The following is a 19,512-nucleotide window of genomic DNA, read 5'->3' on the forward strand; positions in this document are numbered from 1 at the left end:
GTGCTGATTTGGGCAACAGTTGTTATTGCATTAGGTCTTTTGTTCACGCATTTTTATACTGGACATTTCCTAAAAGGATTACTTTTTTGGGTTTATGGAATTACATTTGAGTCTACAGGATTTTTAATTATTGCATTCTATGAGAACGGAATATATAAATTGATAGCAAATATACTCATATATTTGGGTGTTATATGTTTTTACCATGGAACAAATCGTTTCTTAGATAAAAAAACGCAATGGAAAGAATTAGTAATCGTAGGAGTAATAATAGTTATTTTATTACCGACGTTTATTTATGCATATCCAAGTGTTGAATTACGTCGATTAATGATGAGTTTAACAATTTCATTCGTTCTTACTAGATATACACTTCTTATTTATAAAAACTTAAAGACAGATAAAGGTAAATATTTACATTTACATATACCATTTTCAATAGGTATTATTGGTGTTATGTTTGTAAGAGTTATAATGATATTTTTTAGTATAAATAATTTACCTATATATAATGAAATTACAGTTGATGATATACTTGTTGGATTTGTTTCTTTATTTGTTATTATTATTGCATCTGCAATGACTATTACAACAAATTTACTAGCAATTAGAGATTTAAGAAATGAAAGAAGATTATTAGAAAATCTTTCTAATACTGATTTTTTAACTCAAATACCAAATCGTAGATCACTTTATGAACATATGAAAAAATTAATTTCGGAAAATAAGTCATTTAAAGTTATCATTTCAGATATGGACGACTTTAAAATGATTAACGATAAATTTGGTCATAAAATTGGTGATTTAGTATTAATTGAATATGCTAAAAGACTGATGTCTGTAAAAGAACATCAAGATTTTATTGCTAGATTTGGTGGAGATGAATTTATCTTCATTGTAGAAAGCAGATATAGCGATGATGTATTTGGAAAAAATGTTAGAATTAAACAAAAACTTATAGGTAATATAATAGTTATTAATCATCAAGAAATTAAAATTAGAACATCAATTGGAATATCAAGTTATCCTGAAGATGGAAAGACTATTGATGAACTTATTCGTAAGGCAGATGAAGCTTTATATATGGTTAAACTACAAGGTAAAGATAATTATGCTTTTTTCAAAGATATAGAACATCAAATTGGAAATTAATAATTAACTGAAAGCATGCTAAAAAAACTTGAAATGCTGTGTATTTCATGTTACAATAGTCATGCTTTTAAAATGGGCAGTTAGCTCAGCGGGAGAGCACCTGCTTGACGTGCAGGGGGCCATAGGTTCAATCCCTATACTGCCCACCATTTTAAAATCAGTTATAAAATAAAAGGCCATACTTTGATATGAACCCCAATAGTTGGACCAAGTAAGATTGGAAAGACTAAAGGGGTTTTTATTATGAAATTAAATTTAAAACGCTCAATCAATTAGAATTAGCTATTAAAGAATGTATTCATTACTATAACAATGAAAGAATTACAGTAAAATTAAAAGGATTGACTTCTGTTCAATTTAGAAATCAATCCTTTAATTAAAATATTAAATTTTATTTAGTCCAATATATAGGGTACATTTTAACTACACTTTAGGACTTTTTTTAATGAAAATATATATAAAATTCTACTTTATTATAATATTTTTGCATAATATATATTTTTATTATAAGATTAAATGTGGTTATGAAGACAAAATGAGTGAATAATATATCAAAAAATATATATTAATGTATTATTATATTATCAAAAATATATTTATGCATTTTAAAGTAACTTTTATAGATTAATTGATATCAGGTTTGTTAAGAAAGGGGTGAAAATATGGATTGGTTAGATATAAATAACATTCCAATGTATTTTCTTGCATTCCAAGTTATTATAATAGGATTTTTTATATTTATCCATTTTCTCTTGGGTGTTAAAAGAGGATTTGCAAAAACATTTTGGTTGCTATTAGGTAATATAGCTATTGTATTAGGTATTTTATATGTATTAGGATTTGTTCAGTTGAATCGATTTGTTAACGCAGAAAATGTTAGACAACTTGCGGATTTAATGAAAACATATACTGGTCAAGATATGAATGAAGCATTAGATATTATTGAAGGTGCTGATGCAATGCCATTATTTATAGCAATCTTGGATCTTTTGATAAAGATTTCTTTATTTACGGTCTTTTATGGTATTATACGATTTTTAATTCAAACTATAATTCTAGGTATTCCATGGGCGTTAATTATTAAACCAATGATAAAGAAAAAGAAGAAACACCGTTTAATTGGTGGATTTTTTGGTATTATTCGCGGAGCTTTCACAGGCTTTATTTTAGTATTCCCGGTACTAATATTACTGAATACTGTAATAGGTGAAAGTAGAGAAATTGAAATTGATGAATACCGTGAAATCAGTCAACAAATTGCTAAAGCCAATGATTACAATCTTGTAAAAATTATTAACGATGCAGTACAAATAAATAATAAAGGCATTGGTGATATGCTTTTTGATCTAGCATTTAGAAGCGAAGTTGAACAAGGCGAAGTTATCGTATGGCGTTCAGAAATTGCATGGATTGCAGAAGGTGCGAAAATTATTCTACCAGAAGTATTAAATGAAAATGCTACTTACAAATATACATTAGAAGATTTTCAAAAATATGAAGGATTATTTACAAAATTTGCTGAATCTCAGCTTGTTGACTCTAGTTTCATACCATTTGTGAAACTCGTATTAAAAACAACAAACGATACTTTAGAGACTCCAATGTTTACTGAAACAGAATTAGCTGATATTTTCACACGTTTAGATGAAACAGATATTGATATTACTAAAGATGTTTCAAAAATTTACGATGCTATTATCGATTTATTGTCAATTGATGATACATCATTTTGGTTTAATAACTATACAGATATTGCCACTTATCTTAAATTCAATCAAGTTGAACAACAATTATTTATTTCAGCACTTAAAAAATTAGTATCTTTAGATGTTTTAAAAGTAGGTGATATTGCAGCTGAAGTTATGATCTACCAAGATTTTATTAAAGATGAAATTAAATGGTTAAATAGTGAACAAGATAAGATCAACTATTTAAATTCTATACGTAATAAGATTAGAAGTTTCGAAGGGGAATTTGTTGCAGGTACACTTTCTGAACTGGCAAATATTTTAGAGTTAACAATTTATGATTTTCCTGGAATTTACATTGAAGATTTAAATCGTGATATTACACTATCTGAATTTATTGAAAATATTAGTAATTTAGTATATTTATTAAATGATGATGCCCGCTATCATGCGTGGTTTTCAAATATAGTTGAAGAAATTGTTGAATTGAATGTTATAGAAGTATTATTTGATCCTATACTTAATTTTGGTTTGTATACATTATTAAGTGAAGATACTGAGTGGACTCAAAATGAATTTGCATTGTTATTAGAAACAGTTAAGGAAAATCTAGTTGATAACAATGATTTAAAACGCGAATTAGAATGGTTAGCAGACACTTATTATGAAATTGGTAAACTTCATATTGGTAAAGCACTTGAGGAAAATGAATCTGTTAATATTGCATTAGATGATGTTTTAAGTACAGTTGAAGGTAGAGATCAATTTTTAGTTATGATTTCAAAAATATTAGAAGGACAATTAATTTCTAATACAACAAATAAACTAAGTACAATGCTTATTACAAAATACATCACTGAACCGCTAGAACTTGTTGAAACTTTACATATGGCAGTTGAAACAGATGACTTTAAATTTACGGATGAAGTACAAATATTGGCTCAAGTTATTGTGAAGTTTTATGAAGATGGATTTAAATTAGGTGATATTGATAATGAAGATATGCTTAATTCTCTATTACCATCGCTATTGAAATTCATGAAACATGAAGATAATAGAGATATTACTCTTGATTCAACAATTCTATATGCATTTATGAGTGAGTACATATCCGAAATTAATTTTTTAGAAATACCATCTTTTGTATATGAAACATCAGGTACATATGATGGATGGATTAAAAAATCTGAATTAGCTTCATTAATTGATGCGATTGGTATTTTAATTGAAGAAATGGATTATCAAAATATGGATATTTCTATTCTATTAGATGAAAATACGGAGTTATTAAATCAATTAATGCCTATTTTAAAAGTTGTTTTAGATGATAGTCAAAATCGTGATAAGTTATTAGCATCAGATATTCTATATTACACAATAGATAAGAATATTCAAGATTTTGAAGAATTAGAAATTCCTTTAGATGCTTTAAGTATAACAGCTCCATATGTTTCATTAATTAAACGCGATGAATTAAGCAAATTACTTCAATCAATAACGCTTATTGATGTTGACTTTGGAGCTCAAAAGTTAGACTTTTCATCTCTAAATGGTGAAACATTATATGAAGTTATTTCGTTAGAATCAAGAATTACAGAACGTAATATCACAAACCTGATCAATGAAAATATGTTAGATATACCTGTGATTTCATACATGAATCCTGATAAAAAGGATTTAAAACATAATGAATTGTTAGCATTGAGTCAATTAATGATTGATTTAGATTTAGACTTTAATAAGATTACAGAAAATGAAATTTTAGATGAAGTAAAAATTGAAGATTTAATATTAATTCATTATCAAAGTTCATATATTATTAAATCAGTAATTACATATGGTATAAAAAATGGTTTAGGCAATCCTCATCCATTAGCTCTAGATAATCTATACCCAGAAGTATTAAGTAATCAAGAAATTGGTGAAATATTTAAAATTTTAGAAGTTTTAGATGAAAATCCAAGTTTATCATTAAGTGAATTACTCGTTGAATTAGATCCTAATGAATTATCATTTAAGGATATTACAGATGTCGTTAATGCTGGTGATTCAGTGATGATTCGTGGTTTATTCACTCAAGAACTCATCTCATCAAGTTTAATAAATGGAATTAGTCTAAACCCAATAGGGTTTGAAGAAGTAAATGGTACTAGATATATGACATTAATGACATATCCTGAAATGATTCGTATAATAGATGCTATATCTCATTTCAGTAGCGATGTTAATGAAAAACTTCTAGATACTGTGGAATTAATTGATTTAGATACAATAACTACTCAAAAGATTATGGCAGTTGTTGATGAGAAATCATATATTTTAAGATCCGTATTTAGTGATTATATAATTTCAACTATTGGAGTTAACCGAGTTGTTCCAAATGCAAAAGATAATATACATTCTACAGACTTATCACAAGTAGAACTAGAAAAGTTCATACTTTCGTTATCTCAACTAGATACAACATATAATAACGGTAATCCAAGTGATGATCAATCTATCGTGGATCTAATTAATAATTTAGCAGCATCATCAAATAACTTAACAATAGGTCAAATTCAAATGTTAAACAATATTGATTCATTAATAATTCGTAAATTTGTTTCAGAAGGTATTATTAATTCAGTTGGTGTCAATAAAGTTAGATTAGATGCTTATGAACTTTCTGCATATCAGTTCATTAAATATGAAGAAATAGAAGCTTTAATTGGTGCATTGTTAATTGTTGCAGTAGAAACTGAAGGTTCATTGGCTCTGGCATTAGAAGTTCCAATTCAAGATGTAACTGCCGATATTAATCCAACAGATATTACACCTTCAATATTAAGAAATATATTAAATGAAGGGTCAATTATTACAAATCGAATGATTTCTGATATTATTATCAATTCTAATATTTCAATACCTAATTCAGCATTTGAAGTACACCCATATAATGGCAATGACATATTACATCAAGAATTAATTAATCTTTCATATGCGATCGAAAAATTAGGTATGACAACATTAGATGTAGCTTTAATAGATGCAGGTAATACAAATTTATTACAAGTTAAAGATGCATTACTTGAACAATCAATTATCTTTAAACGATTAGTATCTGAAGCAATTGTAACTGCAAATTTAGATACCATTGAATCACATGAGGGTGAAGAGGATATTTCAATTGATGTTCAACTAGATGAAATCATTAACTTAATTGATGCATTGAATACATTCGGCATAAATGCAATAAATGATGCTCAAACAATGGATGCATTGACAATCTATATACATGCTCAAACAATGGATGAGGCAACATTTAATACATTTATTGATTATAGTGAACCGTATGATCCAAATGATGAAAATACTGGTTTAACAATCTTTAAGTCCTACTTAATTGATAAGGTCAATACATTACCAGATCCGGATAATTTCCCAAATAACTTTAACATTTCAACACGTCAAGAATTAAACGAATTGTTCTTTGGTTAAAATTTAGCCCCTTTAAAAAATTGTGTGGTATACCACACTATAATGGATAGGTATATTGTTACCACACAATAATTTATATACCTAAAATAAAAAGCGTAGATTTATATTTCTACGCTTTTTTATCGTATTTAAGTTATAATTTCTTATAAATCGTTTATAATAAAATTAACTTAAGTTTTTGATAGGAGGAAATTTCATGAAACGTGCGTCTTATAGTTGGTTACTTAAGTGGGTTTTAGCGGCTATTTTAATTGCAGTTGGGGCAACCATGTATTTTAATGATACCTTTGTTTACTTAACAACAGGTATTGGTATTGTTATATTTTCAGTTTTTAGATTATATCCATTATTTAAATCATTAAATAAAGAAATATTAAGAACTTTAAATATTGTAGAAATTGTTTTATCTGTCATTATTGGTGGATTAATGATTTATGTAGGTGTTGTAGCAATCCAAAATCAAAATTCGATTGGTGCATTTTGGGCAGCATTTTATAGATTTGGTTTAGCATTTGTATTTATAGTTCGTGCAATTGTATTCTTATACTCTGTCGTATTCTTAGAAGAAAAGACTGAACAAATTAAATTTTGGACACATTTAGGTGTATTTGCAATTGGCTCAATGCTGATTATTTTTGATGACTTTAATCACGAATGGGTAGCTTGGTTATTATTATTAATTTCATGTTTTGGTGGAGCTTATTTAATTTATGATGGTACTAAAGGATATGGCAAGTATCGTGAATACTCTCGCTTTATACAAGAAACGAAGCAAGAAAAATCAAAAGATAAACAAATTGATTTACCGGCTCCAGAAGATCAAGATAGACCTTATGTTAGTTGATTTTATCAAATTAAAAATTATGGTTCCTCTATAAGAGGAACCTTATTTTTTTATATAATTTAAATTTCAAACATTTTGAATTTCAAAACAATTGACAAATGAAATTAAAGTGATAAAATGATAACAAGTTTGAAATTCAAAGTAATTAAAATCGAATTGAAAGAGAGAAGAGAATTATGCAAAAAGATATTATTGAAATCATTTCAGAAGAATTAAATGTAGATAAAACAACAATTAACGAAACAACAAGATTAAGAGAGGACTTAAATGTTGATTCACTTGACGTTGTCGAACTTATTATGAGAATTGAAGAAACATTTGATGTTACTGTTTCTGATGAAGCTGCAACCAAAATGGAGACTGTTGGCGATATTATCGAATACGTGAAGGGATTAAAATCTTAATAATAAATAGATTTTAGTGATCGAAATGAAAATCAACGAAATCAAAAGTATCATTAAAGACTTTGAACAGTCTTCATTAACTGTATTAGAACTTGAAACAGATACAGTTAAATTAAAACTATCTAAAAACAAAGAACAATTATTAGATGTAAAAGAATCTTTAGAAACATCAGTTTCAATTGAATCACCACAACAAGAATTTAAAAAAGAAGAAAAAGTATCAGTCAAATCTGACAAGGTCATTAAATCACCTCTTGTAGGAACTTTTTATGAATCAAGTACTCCAAATGGTAAACCATTTGTAAAGATTGGAGATTCAGTTAAAAAAGGACAAGTTGTTTGCATCGTTGAAGCAATGAAGATTATGAATGAGATTACAGCACCGTATGATGGTGTAATAGATTCAGTATGCTTTAAAAATGGTGATGTTGTTGGATTTGATGATGTTTTATTTGTGTTGGTGTAATTATGATACAACAAAATAAAATTTTGATTGCTAATCGTGGAGAAATAGCAGTAAGAATCATACGTTCATGTAAGGAATTGGGTATTCCGACTGTTGCGATATATTCAACTGCTGATAAAGACAGTCTTCATGTTAAATTAGCTGATGAATCGGTTTGTATAGGAACTGAGCGTTCTAAAGATAGTTATTTAAATATGCAAGCAGTCTTATCTGCAGCCATAGCCACTGGATGTAATGCGATCCATCCTGGTTATGGCTTTTTAGCAGAGAATGCAAAATTTATAGAAATGGTTGAAGCAACAGGTATTAAGTTTATAGGGCCTTCAAGTTATGTTGTTAGCCAAATGGGCGATAAAGCAACTGCTAGATCTATTGCAAAAAATAATAAAGTTCCAGTAGTTGAAGGTTCAGATGGAATTGTTGAATCCAAAGAAGAAGGATTAAGAATTGCAAATAAAATTGGATATCCAATAATGATTAAAGCTTCGGCAGGTGGAGGTGGTCGTGGTATTGCGGTAGCACGTAACGACCAAGAGTTCGAAAAATCATTTGAACTAACAACGTTAGAAGCTGAAAATACATTTGGAGATAAATCTGTGTATATTGAAAGATTTGTTGAAAATCCAAGGCATATAGAGATTCAAATTTTAGCAGATCATCATGGAAATGTCGTTCATTTATTTGAACGTGATTGCTCTATGCAACGTCGTAATCAAAAAATTATAGAAGAAGCACCATCTAGTTTCTTAGATGAAAAATTAAGAAAAAGTATTGGTGATGCAGCAGTTCGACTAGCAAAAGCGGTCGATTATAGAGGTGCTGGAACAATCGAATTTTTAGTTGATAAAAATAAAAATTTCTATTTTATGGAAATGAATACGCGTATTCAAGTAGAACATCCTGTGACAGAAATGATTACTGGCATTGATCTAATTAAAGAACAAATTCGTATTGCCTATGATAAAGTTTTACCATTTAAACAAGAAGATATAAAAATATTAGGTCATGCTATTGAATGTAGAATTAATGCAGAAAACCCAATGAATAATTTCATGCCAACACCAGGTAAGATAGGTCGAATCTTATTCCCTGGTGGGTTTAATGTTCGCTTTGATTCACATATTTATCCTGAATATGAAGTACCACCATTTTATGATTCAATGTTAGGGAAATTAATCGTATTAGCACCATCTAGAATTGATGCAATACGTAAAATGCGTGTAGCTTTAGAACAATTAGTTATCGAAGGTATAACAACGAATATTGAGTATCAATATGGATTAATGCATGCACCTGATTTTATTAAAGGGACACATGACACTGGTTTTATTGCAAAATTTAATCGTTATTTGAGTGAGACAAATGAAAAACTTACTTGATGAACGTAAAAAACAACTAAATCATTTTCAAGAGTTACTTAATCGACGTACGATACAAACAAAACCAGTGGATATTCCTGATGGTGTTTTTACTCAATGTGAGCAATGCCATTCAGCGATTTATAATAAAGATTTAAGTGATAACTTTGATGTTTGTCCTTATTGTGGATTTCATTTTAGAATTGATGCACATAAACGTATTTCATATACACTTGATAAAAATACATTTGTAGAATTATTTTCAAATATTGAATCAATGAATCCATTAAAAATGCCTGGATATGAAGAAAAACTTATTAAGGGTCAGCTGATGACTAAAATGAATGAAGCATTTTTATGTGGTACAGGAATCATTGATGGTTATAAAGTTTCAATAGGCATATTAGATTCATTTTTCATGATGGGATCTATGGGGTCAGTCGTAGGTGAAAAGGTGACTAGACTTATTGAATATGCAGCGAATAATAATTTACCACTAATTATATTTAGTGCATCAGGAGGAGCGAGAATGCAAGAGGGAATCTTATCTCTTATGCAAATGGCAAAAACCTCAGGTGCTTTAAATTTATTAGATGCAAAAGGTATATTATATATTTCTGTTTTAACGAATCCGACAACAGGTGGCGTAGCAGCAAGTTTTGCAAGTTTAGGAGATATTAACATCGCTGAAAAATCAAGCTTAATAGGTTTTGCAGGTTCAAGAGTAATTAAACAAACAATTGGACAAGATTTACCTTCTGGATTTCAGACAGATTTATTTCAATTAAAAAAAGGTCAAGTTGATATGGTTGTTGAAAGAAAAGATTTAAGAAACGTAATTTCAAACCTATTAAACTTACATGGTGTAAAGAAGGTGAAGCGATGAAAAAAACAGTTTGGGATCGTGTTTTACTTGCAAGAAATACCGAAAGACCTACAGCTAAAACGTTAATAGAGTATTTATTTCCTAATTTTATTGAATTACATGGGGATAGACTATTTGGTGATGATCAAGCTATTATTGGTGGATTAGCATCAATTCAAGATATCCCAGTTACGATTATTGCAGAAGAAAAAGGAAAGAATACGGAGGATAAAATTAAACATAATTTTGGTATGCCTCATCCAGAAGGTTATCGTAAAGCTTTAAGATTGATGCAACAAGCAGAAAAATTTAAGCGTCCAATTATTACAATTATTGATACACCCGGTGCATATCCAGGTTTAGGTGCAGAAGAAAGAGGACAAGCTCAAGCAATTGCCTTTAATTTAAAAAAATTAATGGATTTAAAAACACCAATTATTGTAATTATATTAGGTGAAGGTGGATCAGGTGGTGCTCTTGCAATAGGTGTTGGTGACCACATCATGATGTTTGAAAATGCGATTTATTCTATACTTTCACCTGAAGGATTTGCATCTATATTATTTAAAGACAGTTCGAAAGCTAAAGAGGCATCAGAGTTTATGAAACTAACTGCAAGTGATTTAAAAGAATTTCATGTGATTGATGAAATCGTTTATGAAGGTAAGGGTTTAAATATAGAGCCCAAAGTTGGTTTTGAAAATTTAAAAAAAAGTATAATTAAACAACTTAAGATGCTCACTAAAATGGATTTAGATATACTTATGAAAAATAGATATCAAAAATTTAGAAATATGGGTGTCTTTCAAGAAAGCGTGATAGAAGATGAAAAATAACTTAATAAAGATTGTTGGTTTTGGACATTATGTACCAGAAAAAGTAATGACAAATGATGATTTTGCAAAGTTTTTAGAGACTTCTGATGAATGGATTTATACACGTACAGGTATTAAAAAAAGACATATATCTGGTGAAGAATCAACAATTGATTTGGCATATCAAGCAGCAATAAATACAATTAAAAATTCAAATTATGATGTTAATAAAATAGATTTAATTATTGTCGCAACAATAACTTCAAAGCTTAGAACACCCTCTGTTGCAAATTTAGTACAGGCAAGACTAGGAATCAATGAGAAACATGTCATGACATTTGATATAAATGCAGCTTGTAGTGGATTTGTTTATGCGTTAGAAGTAGCATCTAGTTTATTATTAAGTGGGAATTATAAGAGCGCATTAGTCATTGGTAGTGAGCAAATGTCATCAATTGTCGATTGGAATGACAGATCAACATGCATCTTGTTTGGTGATGGTGCGGGAGCTGTAATACTTGAAAAATCTAATGATGAAACAGATAAAGTTTATTTTTATAATGGATCAAAAGGTGATGATAAAGGTATTTTATGGATTGATCCAAAAGTGAAAATGGACGGTAAAGAAGTTTATAAATTTGCAGTTGATATTATGCCTAAAGCAATTCAGAAAGTATTAGAAATGTCACCTTATAAATTAGAAGATATTGATTTAATTGTTCCTCATCAAGCAAATATTAGAATCATTCAAAGTGTAGCAAAAGATATGAATTTATCAATGGATAAATTTTTAGTTAATATTGATGAATATGGTAACACTTCATCCGCAAGTATCCCAATTTTACTGAGTGAGTATAAATCAAAACATAAGGATAAAAAAAGAGCACTTTTCATAGGGTTTGGAGGCGGATTTACTTGGGGTGCTGCTATTATGAATATATAGGTGAATATATGAAAATCGCAGTGTTGTTTTCTGGACAAGGTTCACAATATGTTGGTATGGGATTAGATTTTATAAATTCTAGTCAAATTTTAAAAGATAAAGTATCAAATTATTCTAAAGTTACAAATTTAAACATTATTGATTTATTGAGTGATGAATCAAAAATCAATGTAACTCGCTATACACAGCCATTAATGGCAGCAGTTGAAATTATTATTTATGATTATTTAAAGCAAAATCTAAATTTAAAAATTGAAGGATTTACAGGGTTTTCTTTAGGATTATTTCCTGCATTATATGCTGCGGGATATATCGATGACGTATCACTTATGGGTTTAGTTAATAATAGAGCAATCTTTATGGAAGAATCATCAATTGATAATCCTGGAAAAATGGCTGCAATACTTAATTTAGACGACAAAATTATTGAAGATTTATGTATAAAAATTTCAACAGAAGATCAATTATGTACACCTGCTAATTATAACAGTCCGGGTCAATTAGTAATTAGTGGTCATGAATTAAAGGTTAAAGAAGCAGTCGAAAAATTATTAGCTTTAGGTGCTAAAAGGGCAATTATGCTAAATGTAAGTGGTGCATTTCATTCACCTCTTATGTATGATGCAAGTCTAAAACTTAAAGATTATATTAGAGATTTAGAATTTAAGAATTCTAGAAGACTAGTTTATCGAAATTCAAATGCTCAGCCTTTAACATTTGAAACCATTAAAGAAGAAATCGAAATACAAGTATATAAACCAGTATTTTTTAAACAATCCATAACAAATATGATTAATGATGGATTTACACATTTTATTGAAATTGGTCCAGGTAATGTTTTAAGTAATTTAGTTAGAAAAATAGATCCAAATGTCACTGTAGTTAGTCTTTCTAAGTTAAGTGATATGGAAAAATTAAAGGAGATATTTATATGATATTAAAAGATAAAGTAGCACTAGTTACTGGTGGTTCAACAGGAATAGGTAAAGCTATTGCAACATATTTAGCATCTTTAGGTGCTAATGTTGTAATAAATTATTTTGTTGGTCCTGAAGAAGCAAACAAAGTAGCAAAAGAATTAAGTGACACATACAATATTAAATCATTAGCAATCCACGCTGATGTTTCGAATTATGAATCAGCAGAAAAATTAATTAAAGAAGTTGTTGATACATTTGGAAAATTAAATATAGTTGTAAATAATGCAGGTATTACAGATGATGCACTCATTTTACGTATGAATGAAACACAATTTGATCGAGTGATTAACACAAATTTAAAAGGTGTATTTAATATATGTAAACATGCAGCAAGACCGCTTTTAAAATCTGGATATGGTCGAGTTATCAACATTGCATCAGTCATTGGACGATATGGTAATGTTGGTCAAGTAAACTATGGTGCTTCTAAGGCAGGCGTTATTGGAATTACAAAAACTTTAGCTAAAGAATTTGCATCAAGAGAAGTCACAGTAAACGCGATAGCACCTGGTTTTATTGAAACACCTATGACTCAAAAATTACCACCTGAAATTAAAGAAGAAATGTTAAAACATATTGGCTTAGGTAAATATGGAAAACCTGAAGATATTGCATATTTAGTAGGATTTCTAGCTTCTCCATTAGCATCTTACATCACTGGTGTTGTTATTGATGTTGATGGTGGATTAACAATTTAAAGATAAGAGGTTTATCATGAAAAGAAGAGTCGTTGTCACAGGACTTGGTGCAATTACACCAGTAGGAAATACTGTTGATGAAACATTTCAAAATTTAATTAAAGGTGTTAACGGTATTGATTATATAAAGTCTTTTGATACATCTAGATTAAAGGTAAAAATTGCTGGTGAAATTAAAGGTTTAGATTTTGAGCAATATTTAGACAAAAGAGAAATCAGAAGAAGCGATCGTGTGATGGTTTATGGCACGATTGCTGCTATGCAAGCATTTGAAGATAGTGGATTAAAACAAACAGATTATGACCCATATCGATTTGGTGTATATGTAACAAGTGGTATTGGTGGATTAGATACTTTACAAGAAGATATTTCAAATCTCGCATTAAAAGGACCTGATAGAGTTTCACCGTTTTTTATTCCAAATGCAATTGTCAATATGGTTGGCGGTATGATTTCAATAAAATTTGGTGTAAAGGGTCCAAATCTTCCAATTGTTACAGCATGTAGTGCTGCAACTAATGCTTTAGGTGAAGCATTTAGAGCCATTCGAGATGGTTATTTAGATTTAGCGTTTGCAGGTGGAGCAGAAGCACCAATTAATGAAACAGGAATTGCAGGATTTTCTGCTTTAAGAGCTCTTTCTATAGAAGAAGATCCTAGTAAAGCATCAAGACCTTTTGATAAAAATCGAAATGGTTTTGTTATGGGAGAAGGAGCAGGTGTATTAATTTTAGAAAGTTATGAACATGCAATTCAAAGAGGAGCCAAAATATACGCTGAAGTTGTTGGGTATGGTGCGACTTCTGATGCATTTCATATGACAGCACCAGATGATGATGCATTAGGATTAACAAAAGCAATAGAAATTGCATTATCTGATGGGGCTATCAAAAAAGAAGATATCGGTTATATTAATGCACATGGTACATCAACATTACTTAATGACAAAATAGAAACGAAAGGTATCAAGAATGCATTTAAAGAGCATGCATACCAATTAAATATATCTTCAACAAAAGGTGCAACAGGACATATGTTAGGAGCAACAGGTGCTATCGAATCAATTGTATGTATTAAGTCATTATTAACGGGATTAATACCTCCAACGATTCATTATGAAACACCAGATCCAGAATGTGATTTAAATTATACAATTAATCATTATGTTCAAAAAGATTTAACTCATGCTATGAATATAAATGTTGGATTTGGTGGACAAAACGCAGTTATAGTATTTAAAAAATATGAAGGAGATAAGTAATGGCAATATTAGATCAAGAACAAATTAAAGAAATATTACCTCATAGAGAACCGTTTTTATTTGTAGATGAAGTCATTGAACTAAAAGAAAAAGAGCGTTGTGTAGCAATCAAACATGTAACAAAAGATGAATACTATTTTAAAGGTCATTTTCCAAATTATCCTGTTATGCCAGGTGTATTAATTTTAGAAACAATGGCTCAAGTAGGAGCAATTGCATTACTTATGGCTCCAGAGTTTAAAGGAAAAATTGGTTTTTTCACAGGTGCTAATAATGTTAAATGGAGAAAGCAAGTTTTACCTGGTAATACATTGAAGGTTGAAACTGTTCTTACTAAAATCCGTGGACCATTTGGATTTGGAAGTGCTAAAGCATATGTTAATGATCAGGTGGTCTGTGAGGCCGAGATTAGTTTTATGATTGGATAATTTATGGCAAAAATAAAGGTTGTTGAATTTAAAAGAATAGAATCAACAAATGATTATTTAAAAAATAATTATCAAAAACTACCAACCTTTACGGCTGTAAGAACGGATTATCAAACTAAAGGTAGAGGTCAATTTGATCGTCGATGGTATTCAGCCTATGGGAAAAACTTGATTTTCTCTTTGTTGTTAAAAGATGTTTTATTTGATCAATTAACACTGATTAAAGAATGGGTTAAATCTTCACTATTTAGTTTACTTGGATCATACGGATTAGATGTTTATTTTAAAGAACCAAATGATATTTATGTAAATGATAAAAAAATATGTGGTATCTTAATTGAAACAAAAAGTAATCAAACGATGTTTGATTATGTCATTATTGGTATAGGTTTAAATATAAACCAACTATTTTTCCCTGGATTAAAAGCAACATCAATGCATATTGAAACTAAAAAGAGCTATAGTATTCGAAAAGTATTTTCAAAGTTAATATCTAATTTATTAGAAAACTATTTTTAGGGTATAGATATGACTATTAAGCGTATGATTTTAATATCTACATTTGCAGCATTATTGGTTTTATCTGCATTATCCCCAGTTCAAATTGAAGGGGTTGCTTTTACATTACAGACAATGGCAATCATGCTTATTGGACTTTTAATGAGACCAAGAGATTCGTTTTTAACAGTTTTAGTATATTTATTTGTAGGACTGATAGGATTGCCTGTTTTTTCAAATGCTCAAGCTGGATTTCATGTATTTGTAGGTCCTACAGGTGGTTTTTTAGTTGCATTTCCATTTGCTAGTTTCTTAATTAGTTTATTTAAAAGTAAAGATAAAAATATATTAAAAGATATATTAGTATTATTTTTATTTGGATTCCTTTTTATTTATTTAATAGGTATACCATATTTTTCATTTATAACAGCAATTCCAATAGGTCGTGCAATAACACTTACGTTTATTCCTTTTTATTTAATTGACATAGTTAAAATTGTTATTGCTTATATGATTTATTATTTAATTCCAGATGATTTAAAATCACATTTTAAGGACTAGGTTTAACCTAGTTTTTTTATGGGTATTTTTTTACATTCAAGCAATTTCCTTTTAATATTTTCATTAGATGGTATACTTTAAAATTGGATAGTCGAGGTGTATTTATGTTAGATGTATTAATTATCGGTGCTGGTCCTACAGGATTATATGCAGCATTTATGGCAGGATTAAGAAAACTAAATGCAGCAGTGATTGAATCAAATCATGAAGCTGGTGGACAACTTACAGCAGTATATAAAGAAAAATTTATTTATGATATTCCTGGTTTTTATAAAATTTCAGCTGAAGATTATACTAAAGAGCAATTAAAGCAATTCGCTCGCTTTAAAGACGAAATTTCAATTCATTATGGCGAAGAAGCGATTGATATTGAGAAAATTGATCAGGGTTATAAAGTTACAACAACAAATAAAGTTATTGAAACAAAATATATATTAATTGCACATGGTGGTGGAGGATTCGTTCCACAAAAATTAAAAGTTTCAAAAGATTATAATAATATTCTTTATTTTGTTAAAGATTTAGAACAATTTAGAGATAAGAAAGTGTTAGTATTAGGTGGTGGTGACTCAGCGTTTGACTGGGCATTAGCTATTTCAAAATATACAAGCGATGTCACATTAGTTCATCGACGTGATGAATTTAGAGCAATCCCATTAACTGTTGAATTATTTAGATCAAAGGGAAAAATATTAACACCATATACAGTTTTAGATGCAATAGGTGATGGTAATATTGCTAAAGGTTTAAAACTAAAACATGCTAAAGATGGTTCTGAATTAATATTGGAAGCAGATTATATTGTTGTTAACTATGGCTTTGTATTATCAAAATCTCGTCTAGAAGATTGGAAATTAGATGGTGAAAAAGGTTTAATATTCGTTGATAGCCAAATGAGAACAAGTCAACCAGGTATTTATGCAGCAGGTAATGGTGTAGATTACCCTGGAAAAGTTAAACTTATTTCTACAGGTCAAGGAGAAGCTGCAATAGCAATCCAATCCATATATAATGAATTACATCCAGAGGCATTAAATAAATTCGAACACTCATCATCACTCATTAATGATTAATTAAGGTATAGTTTTCTATACCTTTTTTTTACAATAAAAAAAATTATCAAAAGTATTGTGTTTTACACAGGACCTATGATATTATAGTATTGTGTAAAACACATAACCGTAAAATTAGAGAGAATTGGGGTGTAAAATGACAACGCAATTTAAAAAAGGAATTTTAGAACTTTGCATATTGAAATTGATTGAAAAAGAAGATATGTATGGTTTTGAACTTATAGATAAAGTTGGAACAATTCTTGATGTAAACGAAAATACAATTTATCCAATATTAAGAAGACTAACACAACAAGGATTATTTGATATATACATCAAGGAAAGTTCATTAGGAGCAAATCGTAAATATTATAAAATTACAGAAAAGGGTATTAACAAATTAAATGAATACTATCAAGAATGGAAAACATTTTTAGAAAGTGTTAATCAAATTTTAGGAGAGAAGATATGAGAAAAAAAGAGTATTTAAATGAATTATTTCATATTTTGATGGAACATGATGTAGATAGAAAAGAAGTCGATAAAATTATAAAAGAATATGAAGAACTTTATGGCGAAGCATATGATTACTATATGGATGATGAAAAAGTTATAAAAAAATTAGGTTCTCCAAATGAAGTTTATCATGTTTTAAAACATGATTTAAAATATCGTAAATCAAGTCAAATGAATAATAAGTTTGTGGCCTTAAGTCCATTTATTGCATTAATATTATTTTTTGCCATCGGTATGGGGTTTGATGCATATGAATATTCTTGGATGTCATTTTTATTAATTCCAATATCAGCTATTCTATTAAATGTAAAGGGTCGTGCGAAATTTATAGCTATATCACCATTTATTAGCTTGGTTGTATTTATGATATTAGGTTTTGTATGGAGTTTATGGCATCCAGGATGGTTGGTGTTCTTATTAATTCCAATGACAGCAATTACATTAGAAGCAGGTAAAGATAGATATGTTGCTTTAAGTCCATTTGTTATTACTTTCATATATGTATTAGTATCTTATTTCAACCAAGAGTTTTTAATTTACGGATGGGGGTTATATATATTTGTTTTAGTATTTGCAAGTATAAGAAAACCATTCAAAATTATGGATCTACTAGTTATATTAACTTCTATAAGTGCATTAATAATCCATTGGTGGATTGGATTAGCCACAGGAAACTTTGAATATTTATGGTTAGTATATATCGTACCGTTATTATTTGCTTTATATTCTGGTGTAATAAAAATTGATATAACATTTTTCGATATTAAAAAACATCCTATATTATTCCTAATATCTATCTTAATGATCTTATTATTTATTGGATTAGGATTCTTATTACCAAATAATGGGTTTTCATATAGTTGGGTAACATTATTAGTAATTCCAATGTGTGCTATCTACTCAAAAGTTAAATTTAAATATCTAGTTGCATATACACCATTTTTATCTGTTATCATATTTATGACTTTAGGTTATTTCTTTGGCTTATGGAATATTGCATGGATTATATTCTTAAGTATTCCAATTATGGGAATTCTAACCCCTGAAGAAAACTATGAAAAGGAAGAAAAAGCATAAAAAGTACGAAAATATAGAATTTTGATAAAATAGATGTGTCATCTTGAAACATTAGATGATGACAAGAAAGGAGTATAGAATTAAGTTTTAATTCTAGAAAAATATATGACTGTCAAAGAATATCTTGATCAAAATCCAAATGTTAAATATATTATTACAGATCGTATGAGAGTTCCAATTTCTGCTGATTTACTAAAATGGTTAAAGTTAGAAGAAATTGATATTAGAAAAGTTGAAACATTAGAAGATGGATCTGTAAAAATACATACTGATTATATGCATGATGCTTGCTAAACATGACTTGAACGAGTCATGTTTTTTTTATTTAAAAAAATAAAGTTTTATTATTGACATCTTAAAAATATTCTATATAATATATGCAGTTTAGTTTATTATTGTTTAACAGTAAGATTATATTTACTAAACATT

19 protein-coding genes, 1 tRNA gene and 1 pseudogene are annotated in these 19,512 nt (G+C 28.8%); all 21 read left to right on the forward strand.

The features are described from left to right. Entirely contained in the window at window positions 1-1,152 is a 1,152-nt protein-coding gene (locus T434_RS0100250) for a GGDEF domain-containing protein (protein WP_245588311.1), read from the forward strand. Between the two features lie 74 nt (window positions 1,153-1,226). Then, a tRNA-Val gene (locus tag T434_RS0100255) sits at window positions 1,227-1,301 on the forward strand. Window positions 1,302-1,388: 87 nt separating this feature from the next. Further along, window positions 1,389-1,532, forward strand: a pseudogene (locus T434_RS07600) (IS3 family transposase); the annotation flags it as partial. A gap of 282 nt (window positions 1,533-1,814) precedes the next feature. Beyond that, window positions 1,815-6,317 (forward strand): hypothetical protein, encoded by a 4,503-nt coding sequence (locus T434_RS0100260; RefSeq protein WP_026399405.1) that lies wholly within the window; start codon window positions 1,815-1,817, stop codon window positions 6,315-6,317. 196 nt (window positions 6,318-6,513) lie between these two features. Continuing rightward, window positions 6,514-7,161 carry a 2TM domain-containing protein gene (locus tag T434_RS0100265; protein WP_162150542.1) on the forward strand — a complete coding sequence of 216 codons (648 nt, stop codon included), beginning with the start codon at window positions 6,514-6,516 and terminating at the stop codon, window positions 7,159-7,161. A 173-nt stretch (window positions 7,162-7,334) separates the two neighbouring features. Then, a complete protein-coding gene (acpP, locus tag T434_RS0100270; protein WP_425393894.1) occupies window positions 7,335-7,565 on the forward strand; it encodes an acyl carrier protein in 231 nt (76 codons plus the stop codon). 25 nt (window positions 7,566-7,590) lie between these two features. Beyond that, entirely contained in the window at window positions 7,591-8,031 is a 441-nt protein-coding gene (gene accB / locus T434_RS0100275) for an acetyl-CoA carboxylase biotin carboxyl carrier protein (RefSeq protein WP_026399408.1), read from the forward strand. Between the two features lie 2 nt (window positions 8,032-8,033). Then, the gene (accC, locus tag T434_RS0100280) at window positions 8,034-9,410 is read left to right on the forward strand and encodes an acetyl-CoA carboxylase biotin carboxylase subunit (RefSeq protein WP_162150543.1); all 1,377 of its coding nucleotides are present in this window, start codon (window positions 8,034-8,036) and stop codon (window positions 9,408-9,410) included. After that, window positions 9,394-10,275 (forward strand): acetyl-CoA carboxylase, carboxyltransferase subunit beta, encoded by an 882-nt coding sequence (gene accD, locus T434_RS06225; protein ID WP_162150544.1) that lies wholly within the window; start codon window positions 9,394-9,396, stop codon window positions 10,273-10,275. Before accC ends, accD begins: the two co-directional genes overlap by 17 nt. Then, the gene (locus tag T434_RS0100290; RefSeq protein ID WP_026399410.1) at window positions 10,272-11,090 is read left to right on the forward strand and encodes an acetyl-CoA carboxylase carboxyltransferase subunit alpha; all 819 of its coding nucleotides are present in this window, start codon (window positions 10,272-10,274) and stop codon (window positions 11,088-11,090) included. Before accD ends, T434_RS0100290 begins: the two co-directional genes overlap by 4 nt. Then, window positions 11,080-12,012: a beta-ketoacyl-ACP synthase III gene (locus T434_RS0100295; protein ID WP_026399411.1), complete on the forward strand. Its 933-nt coding sequence runs from the start codon at window positions 11,080-11,082 to the stop codon at window positions 12,010-12,012. The genes T434_RS0100290 and T434_RS0100295 overlap by 11 nt, the downstream gene beginning before the upstream one ends. Window positions 12,013-12,020: 8 nt before the next feature. Beyond that, on the forward strand, window positions 12,021-12,947 hold the full coding sequence (locus T434_RS0100300; RefSeq protein ID WP_162150545.1) for an ACP S-malonyltransferase: 927 nt from the start codon (window positions 12,021-12,023) through the stop codon (window positions 12,945-12,947). Beyond that, on the forward strand, window positions 12,947-13,690 hold the full coding sequence (fabG, locus tag T434_RS0100305; RefSeq protein ID WP_026399413.1) for a 3-oxoacyl-[acyl-carrier-protein] reductase: 744 nt from the start codon (window positions 12,947-12,949) through the stop codon (window positions 13,688-13,690). Before T434_RS0100300 ends, fabG begins: the two co-directional genes overlap by 1 nt. Window positions 13,691-13,706: 16 nt before the next feature. Continuing rightward, window positions 13,707-14,951, forward strand: a complete 1,245-nt coding sequence (fabF, locus tag T434_RS0100310) for a beta-ketoacyl-ACP synthase II (protein WP_026399414.1) — start codon at window positions 13,707-13,709, stop codon at window positions 14,949-14,951. Then, entirely contained in the window at window positions 14,951-15,379 is a 429-nt protein-coding gene (gene fabZ, locus T434_RS0100315) for a 3-hydroxyacyl-ACP dehydratase FabZ (protein ID WP_035357866.1), read from the forward strand. Before fabF ends, fabZ begins: the two co-directional genes overlap by 1 nt. 3 nt (window positions 15,380-15,382) lie before the next feature. Beyond that, window positions 15,383-15,898 carry a biotin--[acetyl-CoA-carboxylase] ligase gene (locus T434_RS06230; protein ID WP_051614250.1) on the forward strand — a complete coding sequence of 172 codons (516 nt, stop codon included), beginning with the start codon at window positions 15,383-15,385 and terminating at the stop codon, window positions 15,896-15,898. Window positions 15,899-15,907: 9 nt separating this feature from the next. After that, entirely contained in the window at window positions 15,908-16,438 is a 531-nt protein-coding gene (locus T434_RS0100325; RefSeq protein WP_026399416.1) for a biotin transporter BioY, read from the forward strand. Between the two features lie 104 nt (window positions 16,439-16,542). Continuing rightward, complete coding sequence (locus T434_RS0100330; protein ID WP_035357868.1) at window positions 16,543-17,511, forward strand: NAD(P)/FAD-dependent oxidoreductase; 969 nt, start codon at window positions 16,543-16,545, stop codon at window positions 17,509-17,511. A 136-nt stretch (window positions 17,512-17,647) separates the two neighbouring features. Next, the gene (locus tag T434_RS0100335) at window positions 17,648-17,962 is read left to right on the forward strand and encodes a PadR family transcriptional regulator (RefSeq protein ID WP_162150546.1); all 315 of its coding nucleotides are present in this window, start codon (window positions 17,648-17,650) and stop codon (window positions 17,960-17,962) included. Continuing rightward, on the forward strand, window positions 17,959-19,083 hold the full coding sequence (locus T434_RS0100340; protein WP_026399419.1) for a DUF1700 domain-containing protein: 1,125 nt from the start codon (window positions 17,959-17,961) through the stop codon (window positions 19,081-19,083). The genes T434_RS0100335 and T434_RS0100340 overlap by 4 nt, the downstream gene beginning before the upstream one ends. A 105-nt stretch (window positions 19,084-19,188) precedes the next feature. Next, the gene (locus T434_RS0100345) at window positions 19,189-19,377 is read left to right on the forward strand and encodes a hypothetical protein (RefSeq protein ID WP_026399420.1); all 189 of its coding nucleotides are present in this window, start codon (window positions 19,189-19,191) and stop codon (window positions 19,375-19,377) included. Window positions 19,378-19,512 lie beyond the last annotated feature (135 nt).

The organism is Acholeplasma equifetale ATCC 29724 (assembly GCF_000687735.1).
Lineage (GTDB): Bacteria > Bacillota_I > Bacilli_A > Acholeplasmatales > Acholeplasmataceae > Acholeplasma > Acholeplasma equifetale.